The sequence below is a fragment of the Micromonospora sp. Utrum1 genome, from assembly GCF_057197805.1.
Genome location: NZ_CM170071.1, coordinates 5188108 through 5208810, shown reverse-complemented (window position 1 = coordinate 5208810; position 20703 = coordinate 5188108). Strand labels below are relative to the sequence as shown.

Below are 20703 nucleotides of genomic sequence, written 5' to 3'. Positions count from 1 at the left end.
TGGCTATCCGGCGTAGGCGGTCGTGGCCAGGCGAATTCGGAGCGCAGACGAGGCCCGATCGCCGACCGGTGGTCGGCGATCACCTCGTCCACCTACGGGCCCCGGCCGGTGTGCCGACCGAGCGGCACCTCAGGCCGCGACGGCGGCATCCAGGCGGCCCGGCGAGCGGATCGGGCCGGACAGGTCGCCTCGCGTGACGGCTGCGGCCACGACCCGCTCGGCTCTCCTCCTACGCATGCGAAGGACAGCCGCGCTCAACCCCTTCTCGCCGGCAATCTGCTCGATCAACGCGTCACCAAACCGGGTCGCGCTGATCAGCTCGGCGGCTTCGGCCGAGATCAGGCCAGCCGCGGCCGCTCGGCCGAGCAGCAGGTCCGGGTGCCCGTAGGGCATTTTCGGCGAGCGCGATCCGCTGGACAGGTCCAGGGGCAGCTGCTCACCGTCGTCCCTCTTGGCCACCGCGGCTCCGGCGCGCCAGGCCGCCCAGCACAGCCGCAGCCAAACCCGCGGCGGGGTCAGGGCCGCCGTGCGTAGTGCCTGGAGGAACCCGGCCAAAACTTCGGAGTCCACGTCGTCGGCGTGACGGGGGTTGCCGCGGCTGATCTTGGCCGCGAGGTGCGTCAGCGCGGGCAGCGCCACGCCGATCGCGCCGACAACCCAGGCCGGTCCCCGTTCGCGGGCGTGGTGGGCCAGCTGCCGCCACAGCTCGTCAGTGGTGTCGCTGTCGTGGCGCTCGTACACCAGCAGCTTGCGCAGCTCGTCCAGCGGCATCGTCGTGTCCGGCAGACCCGGCACCGGGCGGGCGTCGAACACCAGCGGCTCGGGTTCGCAGGTCAGCAGCTCGAATGCCTTCTCGGCGGTGGTCAGCGCCGTGACGGCCGTCCTCGTGCGGGTGGTCGTTGCCATGGTGATGTCCCCTTCGACGCAAGCGCCTCGCCCTGTGCGAAGGCCGAGACCTCAATTGGGGCAGCCCGACCTGACACCACGAGCGCTTGTCAGACCGGGACAGGGCGTGTCGGGTGGTGTCAGGTTCGCCGCCGTGAGCGCCCGCGCGAGGTTTGTCAGGCGGCCGGGATGACCGGTTCTGTCGGGTCGGGGGCGGGTTCGATCTGCCTGTCAGCGGCGCACTGGGAGCGTCAGTACGCCCGCCGGTCCGGGGGCCACCGCGCCCATGACCGACAGAAATCCACGCCGTGCACCGGTCCCCGTGGGGGACGTGGTGCCCGGCGACCCGCCCGTGCCGATCACCGTCTGGCCGGTCCCCGCCCCGCAGCCCGGCGAGACCATGTCCAACGCGATGGGCGTGCGACTCGTCCACAACCTCACCCACCCATCCGATCTCGTCGTTGATTTGGCCGACGGGCCGCAACTGGCCCACGCGGTCATCGCTACGCACCGCCGCAGCCACCTGCACGCGCCCCGACAGGTCGGCTGGGGTCGGGAGGCCGCGACGCTGATCGTCACCGGCTGGCCGCTCGACGACACCACCACGCCGGTCGAGTTCTTCGCCCGCTGCCGGGCCAGCCTCGTGGCCGGCGGCTGCGTGGCGGTGCTACTGCCGCACGGCGACGTCGTCGCACCCGTCGACGTCGTCATCGCCGCCAAGCGGGCCGGGCTGGCGTACCTGCAGCACGTCGTGGCGGCCGACCGGCCGCCTCGGCGTGGCCAGCAGGCGCAGCTGGACATTCACACCGACGTACTCATCCTGACCCGCAGCGCGACGCAGAACGGGGGCACCGATGGCTGACCCCATGCCGGTCACCTCGGTGTGGCTGACCTGCCAACAGCCCGCCCGTGACCAGCGGCGAGGCCGCTACGTCCCGCAGACCTCCAGCCATCCGGGGAAGATGCTGCCCCACCTGGCCGCGCACGCGATCCGCTCGTACACCGCGCCAGGCGATCTGGTGTTCGACCCGATGTGCGGGTCCGGCACCACGCTGGTCGAGGCTATGCACCTCGGCCGGCAGGGGATCGGGATCGACATCGAACCCCGGTTCACCGCGCTGGCCGCCGCCAACGTCGCTCTCGCTGCGTCGCAGGGCGCCGCCGGCGTGGCGCAGGTGCTCACCGGCGACGCCACCGGACTGCTCGATCTGGTGCCCGCGTCCGCAGTGGGGCGGGTGAGCCTCGTGCTCACCTCACCGCCCTACGGGCGCGGGACCCACGGCCTCGTGCAGACGACGAGCAGCGGGGTACGCAAACGCAATCACCACTACGGGGACCGTGAGAACGGCAACCTCGCCTACGCGGGATGGTCCCGCCTGCTCGACGGGTTCGCCGCGATCCTCGCCGCCAGCTACCAACTACTGCGCCCCGGCGGAACCGTGGTGATCACCTGCCGGCCGGTACGCCGCCACCGCGACGACCTGATCGACCTGCCCGGCGAGTTCCTCGCTGTCGCCCGGTCGGTGGGGCTGATTCCGGTGCAGCGGTGCGCGGCGATGCTCGCCGCCGTCCGCGACGGGCAGATCGTCCACCGTGCCAACATGTTCGGGCTCCTAGCCGTTCGCCGAGCCAGGGACGAAGGCATCCCCGTGCACCTGGTGGCGCACGAGGACGTGCTGGTCCTGGCTCGCTACTAGAAGTCCGCGAGTTCGGCTGAACCCAAGTGTTCGCATGGCGAAGCCGAGTGTCCTGAGGGGCTGAACGAGCTGGGCTGTCAGGTCCTGCCAGAGCGGCGGACCTGACAGCCGCAGCCCCACCAGCAGCGACACGGCTAGCCTGAGGGCTCTTCTTCTTCTACCTCTGTGCCTGATCTGATCCGTCCCGCGACGGCATTGCGCCCACCTTCCTGGTCGGCCGCCGCTCGCCACGCTCGGATCCGGCACCCACCGCCCCGGCCCTCCTCTGTCTGCCGTCGAGGGCACCCCCATCCGTTCAGGCGGCCACCACACGGTGGCCGCCTCTTTTCATGCCCGAAGGAGAGCTGATGCTTCCCCCCACCCCGACTTCCACAGCCGGCGAGACGACGACCGGCGGCAGGGTCCTCGACCAGGTCCGGGCCCTGCAGGCCGAAACGATCACCGCCATCGAAAAGCGGCAGACACTCGCCGCCGACGCCCGTCGTGCGCTCATCGCCTCGCTGCGCAACCGGCTGATCTGCCGGCCCGGCTGTGAGGACGCACTCGCCGCATGGGGCCTGCCGCCGCTGCCGCAACGCTGGACCGTCTCCGCCGACGCCCAGCTGTCCTACACCCAGGCGCACACCAACCTCGAGCAGGCGCGCGAACAGGCCCGCTGGGACGTGCCGGAGGAACTGCGCCAACTGCAGCCGGCAATGGTCGTCTACCCGCGGCACGTCATTGAGGTGACCGCCGTACCGTGCGGCAACGACCAGCCCGCACCGCAGCGGTTCTCCATCACCGTGCAGGTGACGCTGCAGACCTGGGCCACCGCCACCCGGCAGGCCGACGTGCAGGAAACGGCACGCACGCTCGTGGAAGGCCACCTGCCGGCGCTGGCCGGCGCCGGGATCAGCGTGACCGCGCTCACCTGGCGGGCCGCCGACAACCCCGACGACGTCGCCCTCGACCACGCCGACACCGAAACCCAAGCCACCACTGGGGCACAGCCAGCCGACATCAACGACCTCACCGCCGCGACCGCGGCGCGTGACGCCGCCGTGCGGGCCCTCGCCGACCTGCGGCACGCCATCCGGACCCGGGCGATCCGCGCCCTGGTCGACGACGAGATCGGCGGCATCTACCAACACACCGCCCAGCGGGTCAACCAGTTCCTGACCAACCTCGGCCTCGACCCGCTGCCGCGCGCACATCACGTCACGGTGGTCGCCGACCTGACACTGCCCGTCGCCGCCGGCACCGCCCGGCAGGCCTGCGACGCGGCCCGAGAAACCATGCGCCCAGCCACCACCAGCTGGCCGGATGCGGCCCGGCCCTGGACCGCATACGGCTGGACCGACCCCGAAGAAGCCGTGCCCGACGGCGACGGCTGGCGGGTTGCGTGGCGGCACGAGTACGAGATGTGGCTACGCGGCCACACCACCTCCGCCACGGCCACCACCAGCGCCGAAGCACTCGCCCGCGGCGACCTGCGCCGGACCCTGACCGGCGTCGGCTACCACCTGGTCGCGGTCAGCGTCACCGTCGAGGACGCCGGCGTCGACCTCTACCTGGACCCCGACAACGACTGAACCCTGCGCCGCCCGCGGTCTTCGCTCCCGAGCAGGCGCCACCTCACCCACCGTCCCGCCCTGCGGATGGCGCCTGCCCCCGCAGCGCAGCAGGCGGCACAGACACGGGCCAACCACTTCCAGCCCGGGCGCCCGCCGTCCACTTCCTGCCCCTCTCACCTGGAGATCACCATGTCCTTCGCAGAGAACAAACTGACCGTCCGATCCTCAGCCGACCTGGCGGCCGCAGTGCCATACCTGCTCGGCTTCCACCCCAGCGACGGCAGCATCGTCGTGATCGCCTCCCGCAACCGGCGCGTCGTGTTCGCCGCCCGCGGCGACCTGCCCACCCCCGCACACCTGCTGCACGAGTTCACCGCCCACCTGGTCCCGGTCGTGCGGCGGCAGCAGCCGATCACCGACCTGGTCCTCGTCGGCTACGGAACCCCCGAACACCTCGACCCAGCACTGCGCATCGTCGGCGACGCGTTCACCACCGCCGGCCTGACCGTGCGGGAGATGCTGCGCGTCACCGAAGCGCGAATCTTCAGCCTCACCTGCAACGACCCGACCTGCTGTCCGGCGGACGGAACCCCGTTCGACCCGACCGCGTCACTGGTCGCCGTCCACGCAACCGTCGCCGGGCTCGTCGCACAACCGGACCGGGCCGCGGTAGCCCGCCGCTTCACCGCCGGCGACAGCGCCTGCGACAGCATCCGCGGCGCCACCGACTCAGCGACCGCCCGCATGGAGGCGGTGGCCGCCGACGGCAGCGTCGCCGTATTCGAGGCCGGCGTGCTCGCGGTCCGCGACGCGCTGCGCCAGCACGACAACGGCACCCGGCTCACCGACGACGAGGTGGCCTGGCTGAGTGTGCTGCTGACCGACAGGCCAGTGCGAGACCTCGCCGTCGACCTCACCCAACCCCACGACCAGCACATCACCTTCTGGGCCGAGATCACCCGCCGCGCCGACACACCACTCGCGGCGGCACCAGCGACGGTGCTCGCCCTGACCGCATGGCGGTGCGGGGACGGGGCCCTGGCCGTCATGGCCGCCGAACACGCCCTGCAGATCGACCCCGACTACCAGCTCGCCCACCTGATCCTGCACGCCCTGCAGGCCGGGCTGCCACCCACCGCCATCGAGGAGGCCATCACCCGCACCCACCGCACCTCGACCAGCAACTCGGACACCGCCGACGAACAGGAGTAACCCCTGATGGACCCGATCCGCGCCATCCTGCTGTCCCTGGCCCGCAACGCTGAGGAAGCCCGGCTGCGTTGGCACGCCGAACGCGCCGCCGTGCGAGCCCGCGGCGAAACGCCCACCCGCACCGACGCCTTCGCCCACAACGTTCAGGCCAACCTGTGCCTGATCACCGCGATCGGCGCCGCCGACCTGCCCGCGAACTTCCGCCTCTACGACACCACCCTGTCCCGCGACCCGCTCACCGCGGCCGCCCAGCTTCGCGAGGTCACCTCCGCCTACCACCCAAGCGGGGCGATCGAGGCCGAACACGAGGCCGCCCGGCTGGCCTACAAGGCCGCCCTCGCCGCACCGCTCACCGCCCAGGAACAGCACTATGTCGACCTGCTCGCTGACCTTCCGCCCGCCCGACGCGACAAGATCATCGAAGCCGCTGAGGAACGCGCCCAACACCGACCGGCATAGACGGGACCGGCTTCGCGCCCAGGCGCTTCGCCCCGCCGCCGCAACGCCGACCGTCCTGCGCCATCAACGCACTGGACGCTCCCGGACGGTTGATGGGGGAGCACCTGCGGCGCCCACTCGATGCCCCCGCCAGGTCGGGCAGCGCCCCAAACACCGCGGGTAGCAGCCCAGCTCTTAACGGCCGGCGAACCGCACGCTGCGGCTGCCTCACCCGAGCCCGACGGCAGCCATGCCACGAAAGGAATGCATGAGTCTCTACCCCCTCACACCCAGACCCGGGTTCGAGCGGTACACCGTTCAGGTCGGCTGGAACCCGCACCGCACCTACGTCGCCACCGTCGTCGACTTCACCTGGGATCCGGTCACCGCACCTGACCGCCAACCCGACACCATCCACCTCGGCCGGGTCGAGACGATTCTCGACCCGGCGGAGGTGCTGGCGGCCGTCGAACCCTACGCCGACGTACCAGCCGGGCTGCCCGCCAGGCTCCGCGCTGATCAAGCCGCGTATCCACTGCGCCGCTGAGATCCACCAGCCGCGCCCTGCACCGATGAGGCGGCAACGGTGGCGAACGGCTCCGGAGTACGCCGACGAGCGGCCCGCTGACGCCGCCGCCCCGACAACGCCTCCCCACTTGGAAGCCACCACCGGTGCCGTGAACCCCAGCGGCACGAACCAAACCGGCCCGCCAATGGCGGGCCGTCGTCGTATCCGGACCCGGGACGCGCCGCCTCAGAAACGACCGCGTCCCGGGTTCTCCAGAAGGAGGAACCCCCAGTGTCCCTACCACTGACCATGATCGCCACCAGCCTGGTGGCGTTCACCCTCGGCACCCTCACCACCTGGCCGATCATCCACCGGCTGCGCACCCAGCTCGCCGGCGCGACCTGGGCGACGCTCCACGACCCGCTCACCGGGATGCTCAACCGCGCCGGCCTGCACGCCGCCCTCACCGACAGCATCCCTGCCCAGCCCGTCATCGTCGCCCTGGTCGACCTCGACAACTTCAAACGCGTCAACGACACCCACGGCCACGACGTCGGCGACCAACTCCTCATCACCATCGGCGAGCGCATCACCGACCTCGCCGCACTCCACGGCGGCACCGCCGGCCGGCTCGCCGGCGACGAATACGCAGCCCTCCTACCGGCCCGCACCGACGACCTCGAGCGCGTCGCCGACACCTTCGCCACGGTCATCGCCCAACCCGTCACCTTCGGGGCAGGCGACGACGCCGTCACGCTCACCGTCACCGCCAGTGTCGGCCTCGTCCTCGCCGACACCACCGACTGCCTCACCCAGGTGGGCCTGCACCGGGCCGACGTCGCGATGTACCACGCCAAACGCCACGGCCACAGCCGCCACGCGGTCTACCGCCCGGGCATGACCATGCCACCCGCCCAGCACCGCCGCGGACCCCGCCTGCGCGACCGGCGCCAGAGCACCGGCGAGGTGACGGCATGAGCGCCGGCCAGGAGGAGATGGCCTGCCAGGTCTGCCTCGCCCCACTGAACACCCTCGGCATGCCGCCCACCTACGTACACCCCGCCCACCTGGCCACCGACGGCCACGACCCCGCCCCGGTACCAGTCGCCCGGCTCCACACCGTCCGCCGCAGCTGCGACTTCTGCGGCGACCCCTACCCGACCTGGACCCTGCACGGCGGCGAGGTCACCGCCCTCGCCGTCGGCCCCACCGCAGGACTCATCCAGAACTTCGGCCACGCCTGGGCAGCCTGCGCCACCTGCCACACCCACATCGACGACGGCCGCCACGACAAGCTAGCCGACCACGCCGCCCGCACACTCGGCCTCAGCGACCACCCGCAGGCGCGACAACGCGTTGAAGAACTGCACCGGGCGTTCCTTGACGCCCGACTGCCCGGCCGCACCCTCATCACCACCACCGCGTGGCCGGCGACCACCATCACCGCCGCGGAGGTGCCCAAGGTCCGTGACCGGCTCACCCGCTTCTACCGGGGCAACGACCAACTGCCCGCCGCGCTCGGAATCACCAGCACGCGCGCGGAAATCGCCACTGGCCTGGACCGGTCGCACCTGTACTGGATCGACAACGACTTCACCGAACTGGCCGACCACGCCGCAGCCCAACTCCCGGACACCCCCATCAGCCGCGACGCCCTGCCCTCGACCGACGGGCTGCTCATCTGGGCGCGGCCACTCACACCCCGCCAGCTCACCGCCGCATCCTGGACCGCCACCAACAACGGCCTGCGCCTCGTCCTCTACCGCACGATCGGCGCCGGCCTGAAACCCAGGCCCCTGCAGCGGCTCCGCGAACAGGTCGGCTGGCTCGCGCCGATGAACGCCACTCGCCTCGGCGAGCGGGAGCCGATAGGCAGTGACCATCCGGCCGCTGGCCTACTCGCGACATGGCTTCTCATCAACCAGAAGGCCGCAGACGTCTCCACGGCCAGGCCAGACAAGGGCCTGGCCAAGGCCTACGCGCGCATGAACCGGCCCACACCCGAGGTACGCGTCGTACGCATCCGAGGACGGCACCTGCCATCAGCCGACGGGCCGTCAGCGCCGAAGGACGCGCAGCGTTCTCAGAGCAGCCGGTTCTGGGTATCCGGCCACTGGCGCAACCAAGCCCACGGGCCACGCCGGTCACTGCGCCGCCCCGTCTACATCCACCCGTTTCTCAAAGGCCCCGACGACGCACCAATCAGCCTGAGCACCACCGTGCGCATGCTCAGCAGCGGCCAGACCGAACCACAGGAACGCGAGTAGCGACAGGTATGGGGCGGCGGGCGCCCGCCCCTACCACCTTCCGGCGGGGGCGCTCCGGCTTCAGGATGGCCGGGGCGCCGCCGTCGGGTCGGTCCGTTGGGCGGTTGCGCTGGGCCATCCCATCCCGCCTGCCATCCGCGGTCAGCTCGACCGCCTCCAAACCGTGGTCGGCGTACCGAACATCCGTTTTGGCATTCTGCCGCTCGGTCTACAACTCGCCACCACCCCCGCACAGCTTCTTTCAGACGTACGGCGGCCCGCAGACTCTTAGAGTTCCTAACAGAATGATCTCTAGATCTGTTGTCCCTTGTGGAGTCTGATCTAGGATGTCGGGCCGTGAGGCGTGGTGAGCAGCCGCCGTGGATCGTGCCGGACGGGCTGTGGCAGCGCATCGAGCCGTTGCTGCCCAAACCTGTGCGCAACCCGCGGCACCCGGGGCGTAAGCGGATCCCGGACCGGCAGGTGCTGTGCGGGATCTTGTTCGTGCTGCACACGGGCATCCAGTGGGAGTTCCTGCCCCAGGAGCTGGGGTTCGGCTCCGGGATGACCTGCTGGCGGCGGCTGGAGGAGTGGAACCGGGCCGGGGTGTGGCAGCGGCTGCACGAGCTGCTGCTGGCCGAGCTTCAGGCGGCCGGGAAGCTGGACTGGTCCCGCGCCGTGATCGACTCCTCGCATGTGCGGGCCGCCCGACGTGGCCCAAAAGCGGGCCGAGCCCGGTCGACCGCGCCCGCCCGGGCTCGAAGCACCACGTCCTGACCGAGGGCGCCGGCATTCCCCTGGCCGTGTCGCTGACCGGAGGCAACCGCCACGACGTCACCGAACTACTCCCGCTGATCGACAAGATCCCGCCCGTACGAGGCCGCCGCGGCCGGCCCCGCCAGCGCCCTGACCAGCTGTTCGCCGACCGCGCCTACGACCACGACAAGTACCGCAAGGCGGTACGCGCCAACGGCATCCGCCCGCGCATCGCCCGCCGCGGCCAGCCCCACGGCTCCGGTCTGGGAACGGTCCGGTGGGTCATCGAGCGCACGATCGCCTGGTACCACGGCATGAAACGGCTACGCATCCGCTGGGAACGCCGCGACGACATCCACGACGCCTTCCTCGCCCTCGCCACCTGCATCATCACGTACCGACACGTCGCACGACTTTGTTAGGACCTCTTAATCCGCGGGTTCGGGGTTCGAGTCCCTGGCGGCGCACCAACGATCAAGGCTCTGACCTGGTGGTTCACACCGGGTCGGGGCCTTTTTCGTGTACGCGGGCGGTGGGTGGTGGCTCGGTGGGTGCTCGGGAGCCGTTGGACCCGGCTGGCATTGCTCGGACATGTCGTTGTTCCGTGGACGCCTGGGCTCATCGTCATTTCTGAGGTGGCCAGCCCGCGTCGGGCCTTCGGGTCATTGGCGCATCCGCCCGCCCGGGCGTCGACGCGCTTCCTTCGAGCATCCACGCGGGGCCGATCATTGGCGATTACGCTGGCGGCGTGGGGGGACAGCCGCGGGTTCGTGTGCAGGGGGACCTCTATCACCCGGTGGTGCCGCCCGACGCCGTGTATGTGGGGCGGCAGGGGTTCGGGTTGCGGCGTTCTCCCTGGGCCAATCCGTTCAGCCTGCGAAAGCATGATCGGGCGGAGGCGTTACGCCTCTATCGGCAGTGGCTTGTGGGGCAGCCGGCCCTTGTTGACCGGGCGCGGCGGGAACTCACGGGGAAGCAGTTGGCGTGCTGGTGCCGCGTCGAGGATGCGTGCCACGCCGACGTGCTGGCCGACATCATCGGTTGACGTGCAACCGGTATCGAGCTGTGGGCCGTCTCGGTGCGTAGACACCGCCGATGCTGAAGGACTGCGGTCTTGCCGCTTGGTTACCTACGTAGAAGGCAACGTCGCGGTCAGCGGCGCAGAGCTGGGTGAGGAACTTGTTTCTCAGCTGCTCCGCAGCCTCCGCGTCGGTGAGCTGGTCGAGACGGCGTTGTAGGGCGACGAACTCCCAGTCCCAGAGTGTCTGCTGGTGACCGCGGCAATGACGGTCTGCGCAGCGGTAGCGGTAGGCGCCGGTGAAGCGCGGTGCTTGAAGCGGGCTGCGCTTGGCCGGTTCCAGTAGGTCGAGCTGGTTGAGGTAGCCAGCGATCTTCTTGCGGTCCTCCGCCGACCAGCCGGGGTGTCGCTTGACCTGAATCGCCGAGATGTCGGCCACCCGAATCAGCGCGATCGATCGTGCGCTCGGGTCGTCGCGGGCCTGTTTGTTGAGCCGGCACATGGAGTCTTCGACGAGTGGATCGAGGAGGTTTCGACGGGACTGCTGATTGGCGATGTTCCGCTCGGTGGTGATGGTGTCCACGATCGGCTTCCAGCTCTCGCGCCGCTGGTCTTGCCTGGCTGGCAGTGCCTCGACGTGGATGATGTCGTACTTGTGGAACCTGCCGTCGTCGTCGAGGTCCCGATAGTGAACCGGGTAGAGGCGAATCCAACCCGTCCAGGGCGGGTCCATGCCCAGCGCCCCGACGCAGACCGTCTCCCCGTACCGCGCGGAGGGGTTGGGTGCCGCCTTCACTGTGATCAGGAGGCGGAGTGTCGCTGGTCGTGCCAGGACTGGCTTCGGTCTCGGATCTTTGTCGGTGCTCGGTCCCCACAACGGAAGCTGTTCCAACGGAACCACCCACATCGCTAAATGCAGCTGCCCAGGCACATTTAGTTACATAGACAGTCTCGCATCTGAGTGGATCGGGCGCTAGCCGGCAGGGGTGAGGGCCAGCCTCTCAGCCGAACGCCGGCGCGGAGAGCTCACCTGGCTTTGTCACTTTTAGTAACCGCTGTCTCGGCGTATGGCACGTCATCGCCGAGCCGGGAAGGCGCGTGTCAGGCGTTTCTGGAGGTCGGTGCCGCAGTGCGGTGCTATCCGTGGAGATCAACTTTTGGTGGCCCGGTTTGACCGCTTCGCTTCTTCTGTCCTCGGCTCTTCGGCTGATTCAGTGAACAGTGATCTCCAAAATCGGCCCCAAAACCACGGTTTGGGTATGTGGGTGCTCGCATGGCCCGTTGATGCCTCGCTCAACGGCCTCCGGCGAGCGCTGTCTCCGGTCACGGCGGTCCCGGTTCCCGATCTTGCGGTCAGGGCATCGACCACTCTCTGTTACAGCCTTGGCAAACAGGATGTCGGACCGCCGGGGCTCGGAGGGATCATCAGGGAATGGGTGACCAGGATGCCGTGCGGCGGCTGTCCCCGCGGCGGTGGCGGATCCTGTCGTACCTGGCACAGCATGGGTCCGCGTCGACGCTGGACGTGGCGCTTGTCTGTGCGGTGTCGCGGCTGACCGCTCACCGGGACCTGGTGTGGATGCACGAGTCGGGACTGGTGCGCCGCGAGCGCTCGGCGGAGGACCGGACCCATACCTGGTGGTACGGGGTCACGGCCGAGGGGACCGAGGTGCTCCGGCGCGCCCTGACGGCATCGGGGCGGCCGGTTCCGTTGCGGGTGGGTCAGCGGTCCTCCGGTGTGGCAGATGCACTGCTGTTTCTGCCGTTGGTCGAGGTGTCGCGGCGCAACTCGGGGCGGTGTGAGCTGTTCCAGTGGCTGGCGACGATGGAGACCTCGTCGTGGTTGCGCCAGCACGACCTGCCGCAGCTGCGGGCCGACGGCTACGGCGTATGGCTGCAGGACGGGCGGTGCCTGCGGTTCCTGGTACACGTCGACCGTGGCCCGATCGGAGACGTTGTCGCCGAGTACGAGCGGCCGGCATCTGGGCTGGGTGGACTGTTGGGCGGCTACCGGCGTGCGGACCGGCTGGTGCCGGTCGGGGCGGTTCTGCTGATCGCGCAGGACGCCGAGCGGGAGGAACTACTGCGGGCCGGCCTGCTCCGCGAGCCGCTGCGGAACGCTGTCGCCATGACCACGCGGCAGTTGTTGTATCGCCACTGGCCGGACGAACAGGTATGGCTGGTGCCGGGCGAGAATGGCAGGCGTCGCCTCGTCGAGGTCGGATCATGACCGCACCACGTCACATGCTCCGGCCGCCGCCAAACCAGCTGATCCTGACGAGGCCAGCGGCGCGGTCTAGAGCCAGCGGGCGTCGTGCTGTCCTGCTGCCCCTACGCTAGCGGCATGAGGGAACCCAGCGCGGGCCGGACTGGTAGGTGCTGATGAACCGGCGTGCGGCGGCACCGGCCGAGGCGATCCCTGACGCGATCCGGGCGGATGTAGAGACGCTGTGGCGCTACCACGACATGCGCCACGAGTTGCGCCCGTGCGACGTGGGGGTCGGGTTGGGCAGTCATGACCTCGGCGTGGCTGTCATCGCGACGCGCTTGTTTCACGATGGCCTGTTCCCCTGGATCGTGTTCACCGGCGCGAACGCCCTGACGACCGTCGAGCGGTTCCCGCGTGGCGAGGCGGTGCACTACCGCGAGTACGCGATCGAGCAGGGCGTACCTGCGGAAGCGATTCTCGTGGAACCGCGCGCGACCAACACCGCACAGAACCTCGAGTACTCGCGCAAGCTACTCGCCGAACGGCAGATCCCGGTGCAGTCGGTGCTGATCATGTCGCGGCCCTACCAGCAGCGTCGGGCCTACGCCACGTGCAGGCTGATGTGGCCGGAGGTCGATGTGGTGTGCGCGTCGAACCCGCTCGAGCTGGACGACTACGTGCGCAGCATCGGCGACACACGGCGGGTGGTGGACATGCTGGTCGGCGACACGCAGCGGATCGAGGTGTACGCCGAGCGCGGGTTCGCGATCCCGCAGGAGATGCCGGACGAGGTGCAAGCGGCATTCGGTCGCCTGGTGGCGGCTGGCTACACGAGCCGGCTGATCTGAGCTCAGTTACCAGCGCGGCCCTCTCGACCGGACGCCCATCCGGTCGCTGAGTTCGACGGCCAGTCGGGGTGGCCGGGGGCGGGTGAGGATGTCCCGGACGAGGTCGCGGGAGAGCTGGTGGTAGCGCACCTGGTCGGGGCCGATGACCTCGGCGTCAAGAAGCGCGGCGAGCGCGTCGTCGATGCGGTTCCACCGGGCAAGGGCTCGGGCGGTTTCAATGGCGTGCCGCACCTGCCGCTCGACGGGCACGGTGCTGGTGTCGAGTGGGGCGCCGATGGCGATAGCGCGTTGCACGTCGCCGAGTTCCATCGCCACGGTCGTCTTGTGAATCGACACGTTGGTCGGCCCGAACGCGGTCCACACGTGGTTGCCGTCGGCACCGAGCCGCTGCGCGGCGGCATCGGCCTCCGTGATGTGGGTGTCGGCCGAGGCGCGGTCGTCGTCTCGAGCGGCGGCCAGCGCGCAGACCAGGTGCAGGCTGCCGTAGACCGACAGCAGCTGCGCAGTGGGCTTGGCGAGCCGTGGTTCCAGGAACTGTGCCGCCGTGGCGGCGAGGCCGCGGGCTTGGGCGTACTCACCGATAGATGCCAGCGAGTGTGCGGCGGAGCGGCTGAGCGAGCCGATGACGACGTGGTCTTGGCTGGCATTGGCGGCGGCCAGGCCACGGCTGGCGGCGGTCCACGCGAGGTCACCTTCGCCGAGCTTGGTGAGGAACAACGCGGCGAGCTGGTGGGCGTAGGCGGTCATCGCATGCGCGCGCTGGCCGTCGTCTCCGTCGTACGCCTCGGTGGCGGTGAGGCAGTCGTGGATGAGGTAGGGGAGGCGGCGGGCGAGCGTGCCGTAGCGCGAGTGCTGGTAGGCGGTCCAGATCTCGGCGACATCGCTCTCGATCTCGCGCAGGGCGGGCGCTTCGACGTCCCCCGTGCTGGCCAGCGCCGGCGCGAGGTGGCGATAGTCGTGCAGCGCGGCCCGCAAGGCGGGGATGGTCTCGCGACCCGAGTCGTCGGACCACTCGAACAGGCTCGGTGCACCGATCAGGTCGCCGAGGGACACGTCCAGGGCCTTGGCGATCGTGCGAATGACCGACAGCCGGTCCAGGTCGGCCCGGTTCGTCTCGACCTTGCGTAACCACTCCTGCGTCTTGCCGACCAGACCGGCCAGCACCTCCTGGGAGAGCCCGCGTCGACGCCGGTAGAAGGCGACGCGCTGTCCGATCGTCATGTCGTCCGTCATCCCTCGCACACCATCACCCTGCCCGCTGAAGGCCGCCGGACCCGGTACGGATTTTCCCGGTCCTCCGTACGGACCGCCCCTACGTTCAGTTCACCCCAGATCACCGGCGCGTGTCGATGCCGGTGTCGGGGATGACTGACAGGGAGCTGTAGATGGAGGGATCGATGAGCGGCGCACCACACCACGGCTTGGGCCGCTGGCTCGGCCCGTCCGGGAGCGAACTGTCTCGGCGCTTTCCCCGCCTGCGTACCGCCATGAGGGCTGCGCGGGTGGGTGATCGGCGGTCTGCTCCCAGCCGCCGTGATGCGGCGGCGGGCTCGCCATTCCCCCGGCGAGCCCGCCGCTCATCGTCCCTGGCGGGGGTGGCGGCATGACGGTGTATGTCTCGCGTAACGCCATGGCCGGCCAGTCCCGGCGTCCCGAGCCTAGGTGGACGGCCTCGCCTGGGCAGGTGTGGCCCGCTGATCCGCCGCTGCTCACCTTCGTGTGGCGTCGGCTGTTCGAGCAGCAGTCCCGCGAGGGCGGTCGCCGGTGACCGGGCAGCAGCGCCGTCTCGCGGCGAACCGGCTCGCGCCAGCCGAGGTGGAACATCTGCCGATGCGCCCGCTGTGGCTGTGCCGCCGATGCGGGCAGCCGTGGCCCTGCGGGGCAGCAAAGCTCGCGCTCCTAGCCGAGTATCGAGAAGTGCCGGTGAGCCTGTTTCTCTACCTGGCCGGCTGCCTGCACGAAGCGATCGACGACCTGCACCGGCTCAACCCGAGCGTCACGGGTAGCGCGGCAGACATGTTCGACCGGTTCCTCGGCTGGCCGGCCCGCCACACCCACGCCTACCGGGTCAGTACCACCACGGCCGCCAGCACCGAGGAGGCCTCCCCGTGAACGGCATCGGCCTCATCAACGCCACCGGCCAGCCGGCGGTCGCCGGCAGTTTCCACACCCTGGTCGTGCAGCCGACGAGCTTCTGCAACCTCGACTGCGCCTACTGCTACCTACCCGACCGGAGAACGCGCCGCCTGATGAGCGGCGCGGTCGCGCAGGCCTGCGCCGAGTCGGTCGCCCGGCAGAACAGCAGTCATCCCGTGAGTGTCGTGTGGCACGGGGGCGAGCCCACCGCCACACCCATCGGGCTGTTCCGGGAGCTGCTGTCCCCGTTCGAGGAGCTCCGGCGCGCGGGAATGGTGCGTCACGAGATTCAGACGAACGCCACGCTGATCAACCGACAGTGGTGCGAGCTGTTCACCGCTTACGCGTTCGAGGTCGGAGTCAGCATCGACGGACCGGGCGGGTTGAACCGCAACAGCCTCGACCGGGCCGACAAGCCGACGGCCGTCCGGACCCTGCGCGGCATGCAGACCCTGACCGAGGCGGGGCTGAGGTACTCGGTGATCTGTGTGGTCACCCCGGAAACCATCGACCACGCGGAAGCCCTCCTCGACTTCTTCACCGGCCTGCCCGGCTGCGAGTCGGTGGGCTTCAACATCGGAGAGCAGGAGGGCGCCGACCGGGCACCGGTGTCCGAGGACGCCGCGTACCGGTTCTGGCAGCACCTCATCGCACGTCGCGTCGGCGGCAGCCCGCTGCGGATCCGCGACGTGGACCGGCTGGCCGACTATCTCGCCGCCACCCGCGTCGGACACGTCGACCACGCCCCGTACGAGCCGATCCCGACCGTCTCCTGGGATGGGCAGGTGGTCCTCCTGTCGCCGGAGCTACTCGGTATCACCGAGCCGCGATACGGCGACTTCATCGCCGGCAACATCCTCCAGCAACCCATCACCACCATGCTCGCCGACGCCGGCGACCTGGACTACGTCGCCGAGTTCGTCACGGCCCTCAACGACTGCGCCGACCACTGCGCCTTCTACGACTTCTGCCGCGGCGCCCAGGCCGGCAACCGCTACTTCGAGCACGCGACGTTCACCGCCCGCGAGACCAACTACTGCCGGACCACCCGACAGGCCCTCGTCCGCGCCGCCGCGCACCACCTCACCCCTCAAGGAGGAACACCATGACCAACGCTCTCGCGACCCTCGTCAACGCCGCACCCGAGCAACTCGCCCGCCTCGGCGTGGACCCGCGGCGGCCGGTAGCGTCGATCGATGCGGCGAAGTTCGACAACCGCCCCACCTGGCCAACAAGGGTAAGTTCGACAGTCGACCCGGCTGGGACAACTGGAACAAGAAGAAGTAGCCCCCACCACGGGAACGCGCGGGGTGGCGTGCCCACCCCGCGCCCACACAGGTTGAGGACACATGCGCACCACCACGATCGGCGACGTGAAGGTCCTGCTCCCGGACCTCGAACCGGACGACCTCGACACCGCGACGGGCCTGGCCGACGGCCTCACCGAGGCCCTCGTCGAGGGCGCAGCGTGGCACGGCTCGCACCTTGAAGACGCCCGCATTCGCAGCAGCCTGACGATTACGTGCCCGTACCCCTGGGTCAGGGTGGCGACGTCGTCGCGCCGCGCGAGGGAGGGCAGCAGCGCGATGTCCACCTTGCCGGTGAGCTTGCGTCGGCCGCCGCCGAGTTGACCGGGCTTGATTCCGAGGAACTGCTCGATGCGGATGCGCCACTGGTCGGCGAGGGCTTTGCGGTCGACGAGGACGAGGGTGGAGGTGTCGCGTTCGGCGATCACGGCGCAGGCCATGACGGTCTTGCCGGAGCCGGGTGGGGCGACCAGAATGCCGTCGTCGTGGGCGAGAAGTGCGCCGACCGCGTTGGCCTGCTTGCCGGTGAGTTCGGCGGTGAACGCGGTGTCGATCTCGGTCCCGGAGTCTCGTGCGTCCGTGACGGCCAGCCGCGACCCGGCGCGCTCGACGATGGTGGCGATGGTGTGCCGCAGGCCCCGCGGGAGGACCAGGTGATCATCGAGGGTGAGGTCGTAGCCCTGGATGAAGCGTGGGGTGTCCCAGGTGGACTTGCGGAGTCGCTGCAGTTCGTAGAACGTCGGGTTGACCATGGCAGCGGCGTGTTTGAACGTCGCCAGTGCGGCGGGGGTGAGCTGTCTGGCGTCGATGCTCAGCCCGGCACCGGCCTCCGCGTGGACCACCGGAGGTAGCGGAGGATGGACCTGGGTCGCGGCGGACCGGCTCATCGTGGCGACGTCGGCACCGGTGACGGCTTGCTTGGCCTGCCGGGCGACGTGTTCGGCGTCGCCGGGGCTGAGTCGGTCCAGCGTCGACAGGAACGCCCACTGGTCGGCGTACGGCTCGAGCGTGCCGAGGTCGAGAAACGTGGTCAAACCGTCCTTGCGGCGGCGTCCCTGCAGCGGTGCGGCGATGAGGTTGCCGAAGCCACCCTCAGGCAGGACGTCCTGGTTCGGGAGCAGTCGGTCGTACGACCGCAGATCCATCGATCCGCGTAGCACCATGGCCTCACGGAGAAGGACGGTGCCGACGGCCCGCGCGGTGGCGGCGGGAACAGCGCCGGTGAAGAAGATCTACACGTGGGCGCCGCGGCCTGACTGGGAGATCTCCAACGCAGCGGGCACCGCGCTGGCCCCTGCCGCCTTCACGTACGCGAGGGCGTCGAGCATCGCCGTCGGCCCGTCGAAGTCGGCCACGACGAAGTGGCAGGTGTTGCCGGGCATCAGCGGGTACAGGCCCATGAACACGTCGCCGACGAGATGCGCCGCGACGACCTCCGTCGTCCGGGGCAGGTAGGTGGCACCGCGCCGGTCCATACCCTTACGCCAACCGCCGGCGACCGCGGGCATCCACCCGGCAGCGCCGGTACGGGCGTTCTCCCACCGCACGGCGTACACGTCGGCCCGGGCCCGGAACCGGTCGGCGAACAGCGCCAGCTTGTCCCGGGTCGCCGAAGCCATGGTGACCAGCCCTGGCGGCTCAACCGGCGCGGACAACTGCTGCGGTGCCGCAGTTGTGTCCTGACCGCGCAGGTCCAGCAGACGTGCCAGTCGCGTGTTCTCCGCCCGTAACCGCTCCACCTCCCGCCGAAGATCGACGAACTCGGCCACCGAACCCATGCCGACCATCCTCGCGCATCGGGCTTCGAACACCCCGACACCGGTCCGATATCCTCCGCCGATGGCAGCGAAGGGAAACGCCGCGTTCGAGGCGATGATCGAGGACGCCACCGTCGACGCGTACGGCGACGACGAACAGCTCACCGGCCTGTTCACCATGATCGAGGAGCATCTGGCGGTGCCGTTCACCACCACCGTCCTCGGCGTCGAGGTCACCGTGCGCAAGATTGACCTGACCGCGGACAGCATCGTCGCGGTCTGCGCCCGAGGCCGCCACCGGCAGAGGATCGGCATCCTCGACCTGCCGCTACCCACCCCCGCGCCGGACGGGACCGCGTGGATCGACGCCTACCGGCACTGGGCCGGAAGGTAGGCCACGGTGAGCGAGTACCAGTACTACGAATTCACCGCCGTCGACCGACCCCTCACCTTCAGAGACCAAGCCGACCTGCGGTCGCTGTCGACCCGGGCCGACATCACCGCCACCAGCTTCGTGAACACCTACGAGTGGGGCAACTTCAAGGGCGACCCGCGCAAGCTGATGGAACGGTACTTCGACGCACACCTGTACCTGGCCAACTGGGGCACCCACCAGATCATGCTGCGGCTACCGAAACCCGTGCTCAACCCCGCAACTGCCGCCCAGTACTGCCAGGGCGACAGCGCATCCGCTTGGACCGCCGGCAAGCACGTCATCATCGACCTCCACGACGAGGACGAGGACGGCACCGACGAGTGGGACCTCGACGGCCACGGTCTGCTCGCCTCGATCATCCCGGTCCGGGCCAGCCTCGCCGCTGGCGACCTGCGCCTGCTCTACCTGGCCTGGCTCCGCTGCATACAGTCCGAGGAGATCGCCGACGACGAGCCCGAACCGCCCGTCCCAGCCGGACTGGGCACCCTCGACGCGCCCCTCACCGCCGTCGCCGAGTTCCTGCGCATCGACCCCGACCTGATCGCGGCTGCGGCGGCCGGGTCGTCGCCGGCCGCCACCGGTGAACCGACCGCTGCGCAACTACGCACCTGGGTCGTCGGGCTGCCCGTCCGGGACAAGGACGCCATCCTGACCGACCTGATCACCGACGGCGACAGCCACCTACGCAGCCAACTGCTGCGCCGCTACCGCGACGCACACCGCACCGATACCCCCACCCCGGCAGCCGCCCGCACCGCCGGGGAACTGCTCGCCACCGCCGAGGACCTACGCGCCGAACGGGAACGACGGGACGCCGAGCAGCGCGAACGCGACCGGATTCGCCGGGAACGGTCCGCCGCAGCAGCCCGGCAACGGCACCTCGACACCCTCGCGAGCGACCAACCCGCCGCCTGGCAGCGGGTCGACGAACTCATCGCCACGAAGAAACCCCGCGAGTACGACACCGCCGTACAACTCCTCGTCGACCTGCGCGATCTCGGCGAACGCGACGGAGACATCACATCGTTCCGACACCGGCTGGCCGAGCTACGGGCGGTGCACGCCCGCAAGCCCAGCCTGCTCGAACGCCTCAACCTCGCGGGCCTCGACACCTGAACAGACCGGAGCGACCGCCGCCCACATCCACACATGTCCCTGTTTCTGGCGACGCGGCCCACGACCGCATCATCAAGCTGCAGCTGATCCTGACCGACCCGCACGGTCGTGCGGGTGACTGCCCGGCGACCGACGAACTCACCGCAGTCGACCGCTGGCCCGATGCCGCTGTCATGCCGTGGTCCTCTCTCCCGTGCGGCTTCGTCGGAGGACGCATGGTTGACCGCCCGGTGACCGTCGCCAGAGTGCGGGGAAGATCGTGAGGCCGCCGCGGCGTACCGGCGTGACGCCCCGGACAGCCGACGCCAATGGCAGCAGACTCCAGGAGCCCGTCCGGACCCGCAAACCAGACATCGAATTACGTCGTTTGCTGGGGTGGGCCCGGAGGGTCGGGTGACTGTCTGGGTGTGTGCTGCCGATGTCATGGCCAGCTTGGAGTAGGACGCCCCGGCCCTCGCTGATGACCGCTGTATCAGCACTGGATGGAGACTTGCGACCGGTCGCCCTTTCCGAAGTTGTGGCTACTGAACCGCGGCGGGTCCACGCCCCCTGACCAGCACGAGCGAAAAGGGTGATGCCCG

Annotated in this window: 19 protein-coding genes and 4 pseudogenes; 19 read left to right on the top strand and 4 right to left on the bottom strand. The window is 69.8% G+C overall.

From position 1 onward, the window contains the following. Positions 1-129: 129 nt before the first annotated feature. Complete coding sequence (locus AC0OLQ_RS24570) at positions 130-906, bottom strand: hypothetical protein (protein ID WP_484528240.1); 777 nt, start codon at positions 904-906, stop codon at positions 130-132. 301 nt (positions 907-1207) lie between these two features. Here AC0OLQ_RS24570 and AC0OLQ_RS24565 point away from each other — a divergent pair, with 301 nt between their 5' ends. The 10 genes and pseudogenes from AC0OLQ_RS24565 (at position 1208) to AC0OLQ_RS24520 (ending at position 10340) form a co-directional block, all read left to right on the top strand. Further along, positions 1208-1747 (top strand): hypothetical protein, encoded by a 540-nt coding sequence (locus AC0OLQ_RS24565; RefSeq protein WP_484528239.1) that lies wholly within the window; start codon positions 1208-1210, stop codon positions 1745-1747. Beyond that, positions 1740-2582, top strand: coding sequence for a TRM11 family SAM-dependent methyltransferase (locus AC0OLQ_RS24560; protein WP_484528238.1), 843 nt, complete (start codon positions 1740-1742; stop codon positions 2580-2582). Before AC0OLQ_RS24565 ends, AC0OLQ_RS24560 begins: the two co-directional genes overlap by 8 nt. A gap of 347 nt (positions 2583-2929) precedes the next feature. Next, on the top strand, positions 2930-4153 hold the full coding sequence (locus tag AC0OLQ_RS24555) for a hypothetical protein (protein ID WP_484528237.1): 1224 nt from the start codon (positions 2930-2932) through the stop codon (positions 4151-4153). A 171-nt stretch (positions 4154-4324) separates the two neighbouring features. Beyond that, a complete protein-coding gene (locus tag AC0OLQ_RS24550) occupies positions 4325-5347 on the top strand; it encodes a DUF4192 domain-containing protein (protein ID WP_484528236.1) in 1023 nt (340 codons plus the stop codon). Positions 5348-5353: 6 nt separating this feature from the next. Further along, complete coding sequence (locus tag AC0OLQ_RS24545; RefSeq protein WP_484528235.1) at positions 5354-5806, top strand: hypothetical protein; 453 nt, start codon at positions 5354-5356, stop codon at positions 5804-5806. A 247-nt stretch (positions 5807-6053) separates the two neighbouring features. Continuing rightward, positions 6054-6332, top strand: coding sequence for a hypothetical protein (locus AC0OLQ_RS24540; RefSeq protein ID WP_484528234.1), 279 nt, complete (start codon positions 6054-6056; stop codon positions 6330-6332). A 252-nt stretch (positions 6333-6584) separates the two neighbouring features. Then, positions 6585-7271 carry a GGDEF domain-containing protein gene (locus tag AC0OLQ_RS24535; protein ID WP_484528233.1) on the top strand — a complete coding sequence of 229 codons (687 nt, stop codon included), beginning with the start codon at positions 6585-6587 and terminating at the stop codon, positions 7269-7271. Continuing rightward, entirely contained in the window at positions 7268-8560 is a 1293-nt protein-coding gene (locus AC0OLQ_RS24530; protein ID WP_484528232.1) for a hypothetical protein, read from the top strand. Before AC0OLQ_RS24535 ends, AC0OLQ_RS24530 begins: the two co-directional genes overlap by 4 nt. 309 nt (positions 8561-8869) lie before the next feature. Then, a pseudogene (locus AC0OLQ_RS24525) lies at positions 8870-9717 on the top strand (IS5 family transposase). Positions 9718-10043: 326 nt separating this feature from the next. Continuing rightward, positions 10044-10340: a DUF4326 domain-containing protein gene (locus tag AC0OLQ_RS24520; RefSeq protein ID WP_484528231.1), complete on the top strand. Its 297-nt coding sequence runs from the start codon at positions 10044-10046 to the stop codon at positions 10338-10340. Here the strand turns inward: AC0OLQ_RS24520 and AC0OLQ_RS24515 are convergent. After that, complete coding sequence (locus AC0OLQ_RS24515) at positions 10330-11220, bottom strand: hypothetical protein (protein ID WP_484532416.1); 891 nt, start codon at positions 11218-11220, stop codon at positions 10330-10332. The genes AC0OLQ_RS24520 and AC0OLQ_RS24515 overlap by 11 nt on opposite strands. 525 nt (positions 11221-11745) lie before the next feature. Between AC0OLQ_RS24515 and AC0OLQ_RS24510 the strand changes: the two genes are divergently transcribed. Further along, the gene (locus AC0OLQ_RS24510) at positions 11746-12543 is read left to right on the top strand and encodes a DeoR family transcriptional regulator (RefSeq protein WP_484528230.1); all 798 of its coding nucleotides are present in this window, start codon (positions 11746-11748) and stop codon (positions 12541-12543) included. Positions 12544-12689: 146 nt separating this feature from the next. Continuing rightward, positions 12690-13370, top strand: coding sequence for a YdcF family protein (locus tag AC0OLQ_RS24505; protein ID WP_484528229.1), 681 nt, complete (start codon positions 12690-12692; stop codon positions 13368-13370). A 6-nt stretch (positions 13371-13376) separates the two neighbouring features. Here AC0OLQ_RS24505 and AC0OLQ_RS24500 read toward each other — a convergent pair whose 3' ends face one another. Beyond that, a complete protein-coding gene (locus AC0OLQ_RS24500) occupies positions 13377-14603 on the bottom strand; it encodes a helix-turn-helix domain-containing protein (protein WP_484528228.1) in 1227 nt (408 codons plus the stop codon). Between the two features lie 370 nt (positions 14604-14973). Here AC0OLQ_RS24500 and amcA (AC0OLQ_RS24495) point away from each other — a divergent pair, with 370 nt between their 5' ends. The 5 genes and pseudogenes from amcA (AC0OLQ_RS24495) to AC0OLQ_RS24475 all read left to right on the top strand — a co-directional run. After that, on the top strand, positions 14974-15138 hold the full coding sequence (amcA, locus tag AC0OLQ_RS24495) for a multiple cyclophane-containing RiPP AmcA (protein WP_484528227.1): 165 nt from the start codon (positions 14974-14976) through the stop codon (positions 15136-15138). Next, a complete protein-coding gene (locus AC0OLQ_RS24490) occupies positions 15135-15482 on the top strand; it encodes a hypothetical protein (RefSeq protein WP_484528226.1) in 348 nt (115 codons plus the stop codon). Before amcA (AC0OLQ_RS24495) ends, AC0OLQ_RS24490 begins: the two co-directional genes overlap by 4 nt. Further along, the gene (gene amcB / locus AC0OLQ_RS24485) at positions 15479-16615 is read left to right on the top strand and encodes a cyclophane-forming radical SAM peptide maturase AmcB (RefSeq protein WP_484528225.1); all 1137 of its coding nucleotides are present in this window, start codon (positions 15479-15481) and stop codon (positions 16613-16615) included. The genes AC0OLQ_RS24490 and amcB overlap by 4 nt, the downstream gene beginning before the upstream one ends. After that, positions 16612-16793: pseudogene (gene amcA, locus AC0OLQ_RS24480) on the top strand (multiple cyclophane-containing RiPP AmcA). Before amcB ends, amcA (AC0OLQ_RS24480) begins: the two are co-directional and overlap by 4 nt. Positions 16794-16855: 62 nt before the next feature. Continuing rightward, positions 16856-17020 (top strand): annotated as a pseudogene (locus AC0OLQ_RS24475) (pentapeptide repeat-containing protein); the annotation flags it as partial. Between the two features lie 65 nt (positions 17021-17085). On the opposite strand, the pseudogene AC0OLQ_RS24470 reads toward AC0OLQ_RS24475, so the two are convergent. Then, positions 17086-18432 (bottom strand): annotated as a pseudogene (locus AC0OLQ_RS24470) (TOTE conflict system archaeo-eukaryotic primase domain-containing protein); the annotation flags it as partial. A gap of 220 nt (positions 18433-18652) precedes the next feature. On the opposite strand from AC0OLQ_RS24470, the gene AC0OLQ_RS24465 reads away from it, so the two are divergent. Both AC0OLQ_RS24465 and AC0OLQ_RS24460 read left to right on the top strand, forming a co-directional pair. Beyond that, the gene (locus tag AC0OLQ_RS24465; RefSeq protein WP_484528224.1) at positions 18653-18964 is read left to right on the top strand and encodes a hypothetical protein; all 312 of its coding nucleotides are present in this window, start codon (positions 18653-18655) and stop codon (positions 18962-18964) included. Between the two features lie 6 nt (positions 18965-18970). Beyond that, on the top strand, positions 18971-20122 hold the full coding sequence (locus AC0OLQ_RS24460) for a hypothetical protein (protein ID WP_484528223.1): 1152 nt from the start codon (positions 18971-18973) through the stop codon (positions 20120-20122). Positions 20123-20703 lie beyond the last annotated feature (581 nt).

Bases quoted from the DNA above. Each gene is read 5' to 3' on its own strand.
- AC0OLQ_RS24570 (WP_484528240.1), bottom strand. From the start codon at position 906: ATGGCAACGACCACCCGCACGAGGACGGCCGTCACGGCGCTGACCACC.
- AC0OLQ_RS24560 (WP_484528238.1), top strand. From the start codon at position 1,740: ATGGCTGACCCCATGCCGGTCACCTCGGTGTGGCTGACCTGCCAACAG.
- AC0OLQ_RS24555 (WP_484528237.1), top strand. From the start codon at position 2,930: ATGCTTCCCCCCACCCCGACTTCCACAGCCGGCGAGACGACGACCGGC.
- AC0OLQ_RS24550 (WP_484528236.1), top strand. From the start codon at position 4,325: ATGTCCTTCGCAGAGAACAAACTGACCGTCCGATCCTCAGCCGACCTG.
- AC0OLQ_RS24545 (WP_484528235.1), top strand. From the start codon at position 5,354: ATGGACCCGATCCGCGCCATCCTGCTGTCCCTGGCCCGCAACGCTGAG.
- AC0OLQ_RS24540 (WP_484528234.1), top strand. From the start codon at position 6,054: ATGAGTCTCTACCCCCTCACACCCAGACCCGGGTTCGAGCGGTACACC.
- AC0OLQ_RS24530 (WP_484528232.1), top strand. From the start codon at position 7,268: ATGAGCGCCGGCCAGGAGGAGATGGCCTGCCAGGTCTGCCTCGCCCCA.
- AC0OLQ_RS24515 (WP_484532416.1), bottom strand. From the start codon at position 11,220: ATGTGGGTGGTTCCGTTGGAACAGCTTCCGTTGTGGGGACCGAGCACC.
- AC0OLQ_RS24510 (WP_484528230.1), top strand. From the start codon at position 11,746: ATGGGTGACCAGGATGCCGTGCGGCGGCTGTCCCCGCGGCGGTGGCGG.
- AC0OLQ_RS24500 (WP_484528228.1), bottom strand. From the start codon at position 14,603: ATGACGGACGACATGACGATCGGACAGCGCGTCGCCTTCTACCGGCGT.
- amcA (WP_484528227.1), top strand. From the start codon at position 14,974: ATGACGGTGTATGTCTCGCGTAACGCCATGGCCGGCCAGTCCCGGCGT.
- AC0OLQ_RS24465 (WP_484528224.1), top strand. From the start codon at position 18,653: ATGGCAGCGAAGGGAAACGCCGCGTTCGAGGCGATGATCGAGGACGCC.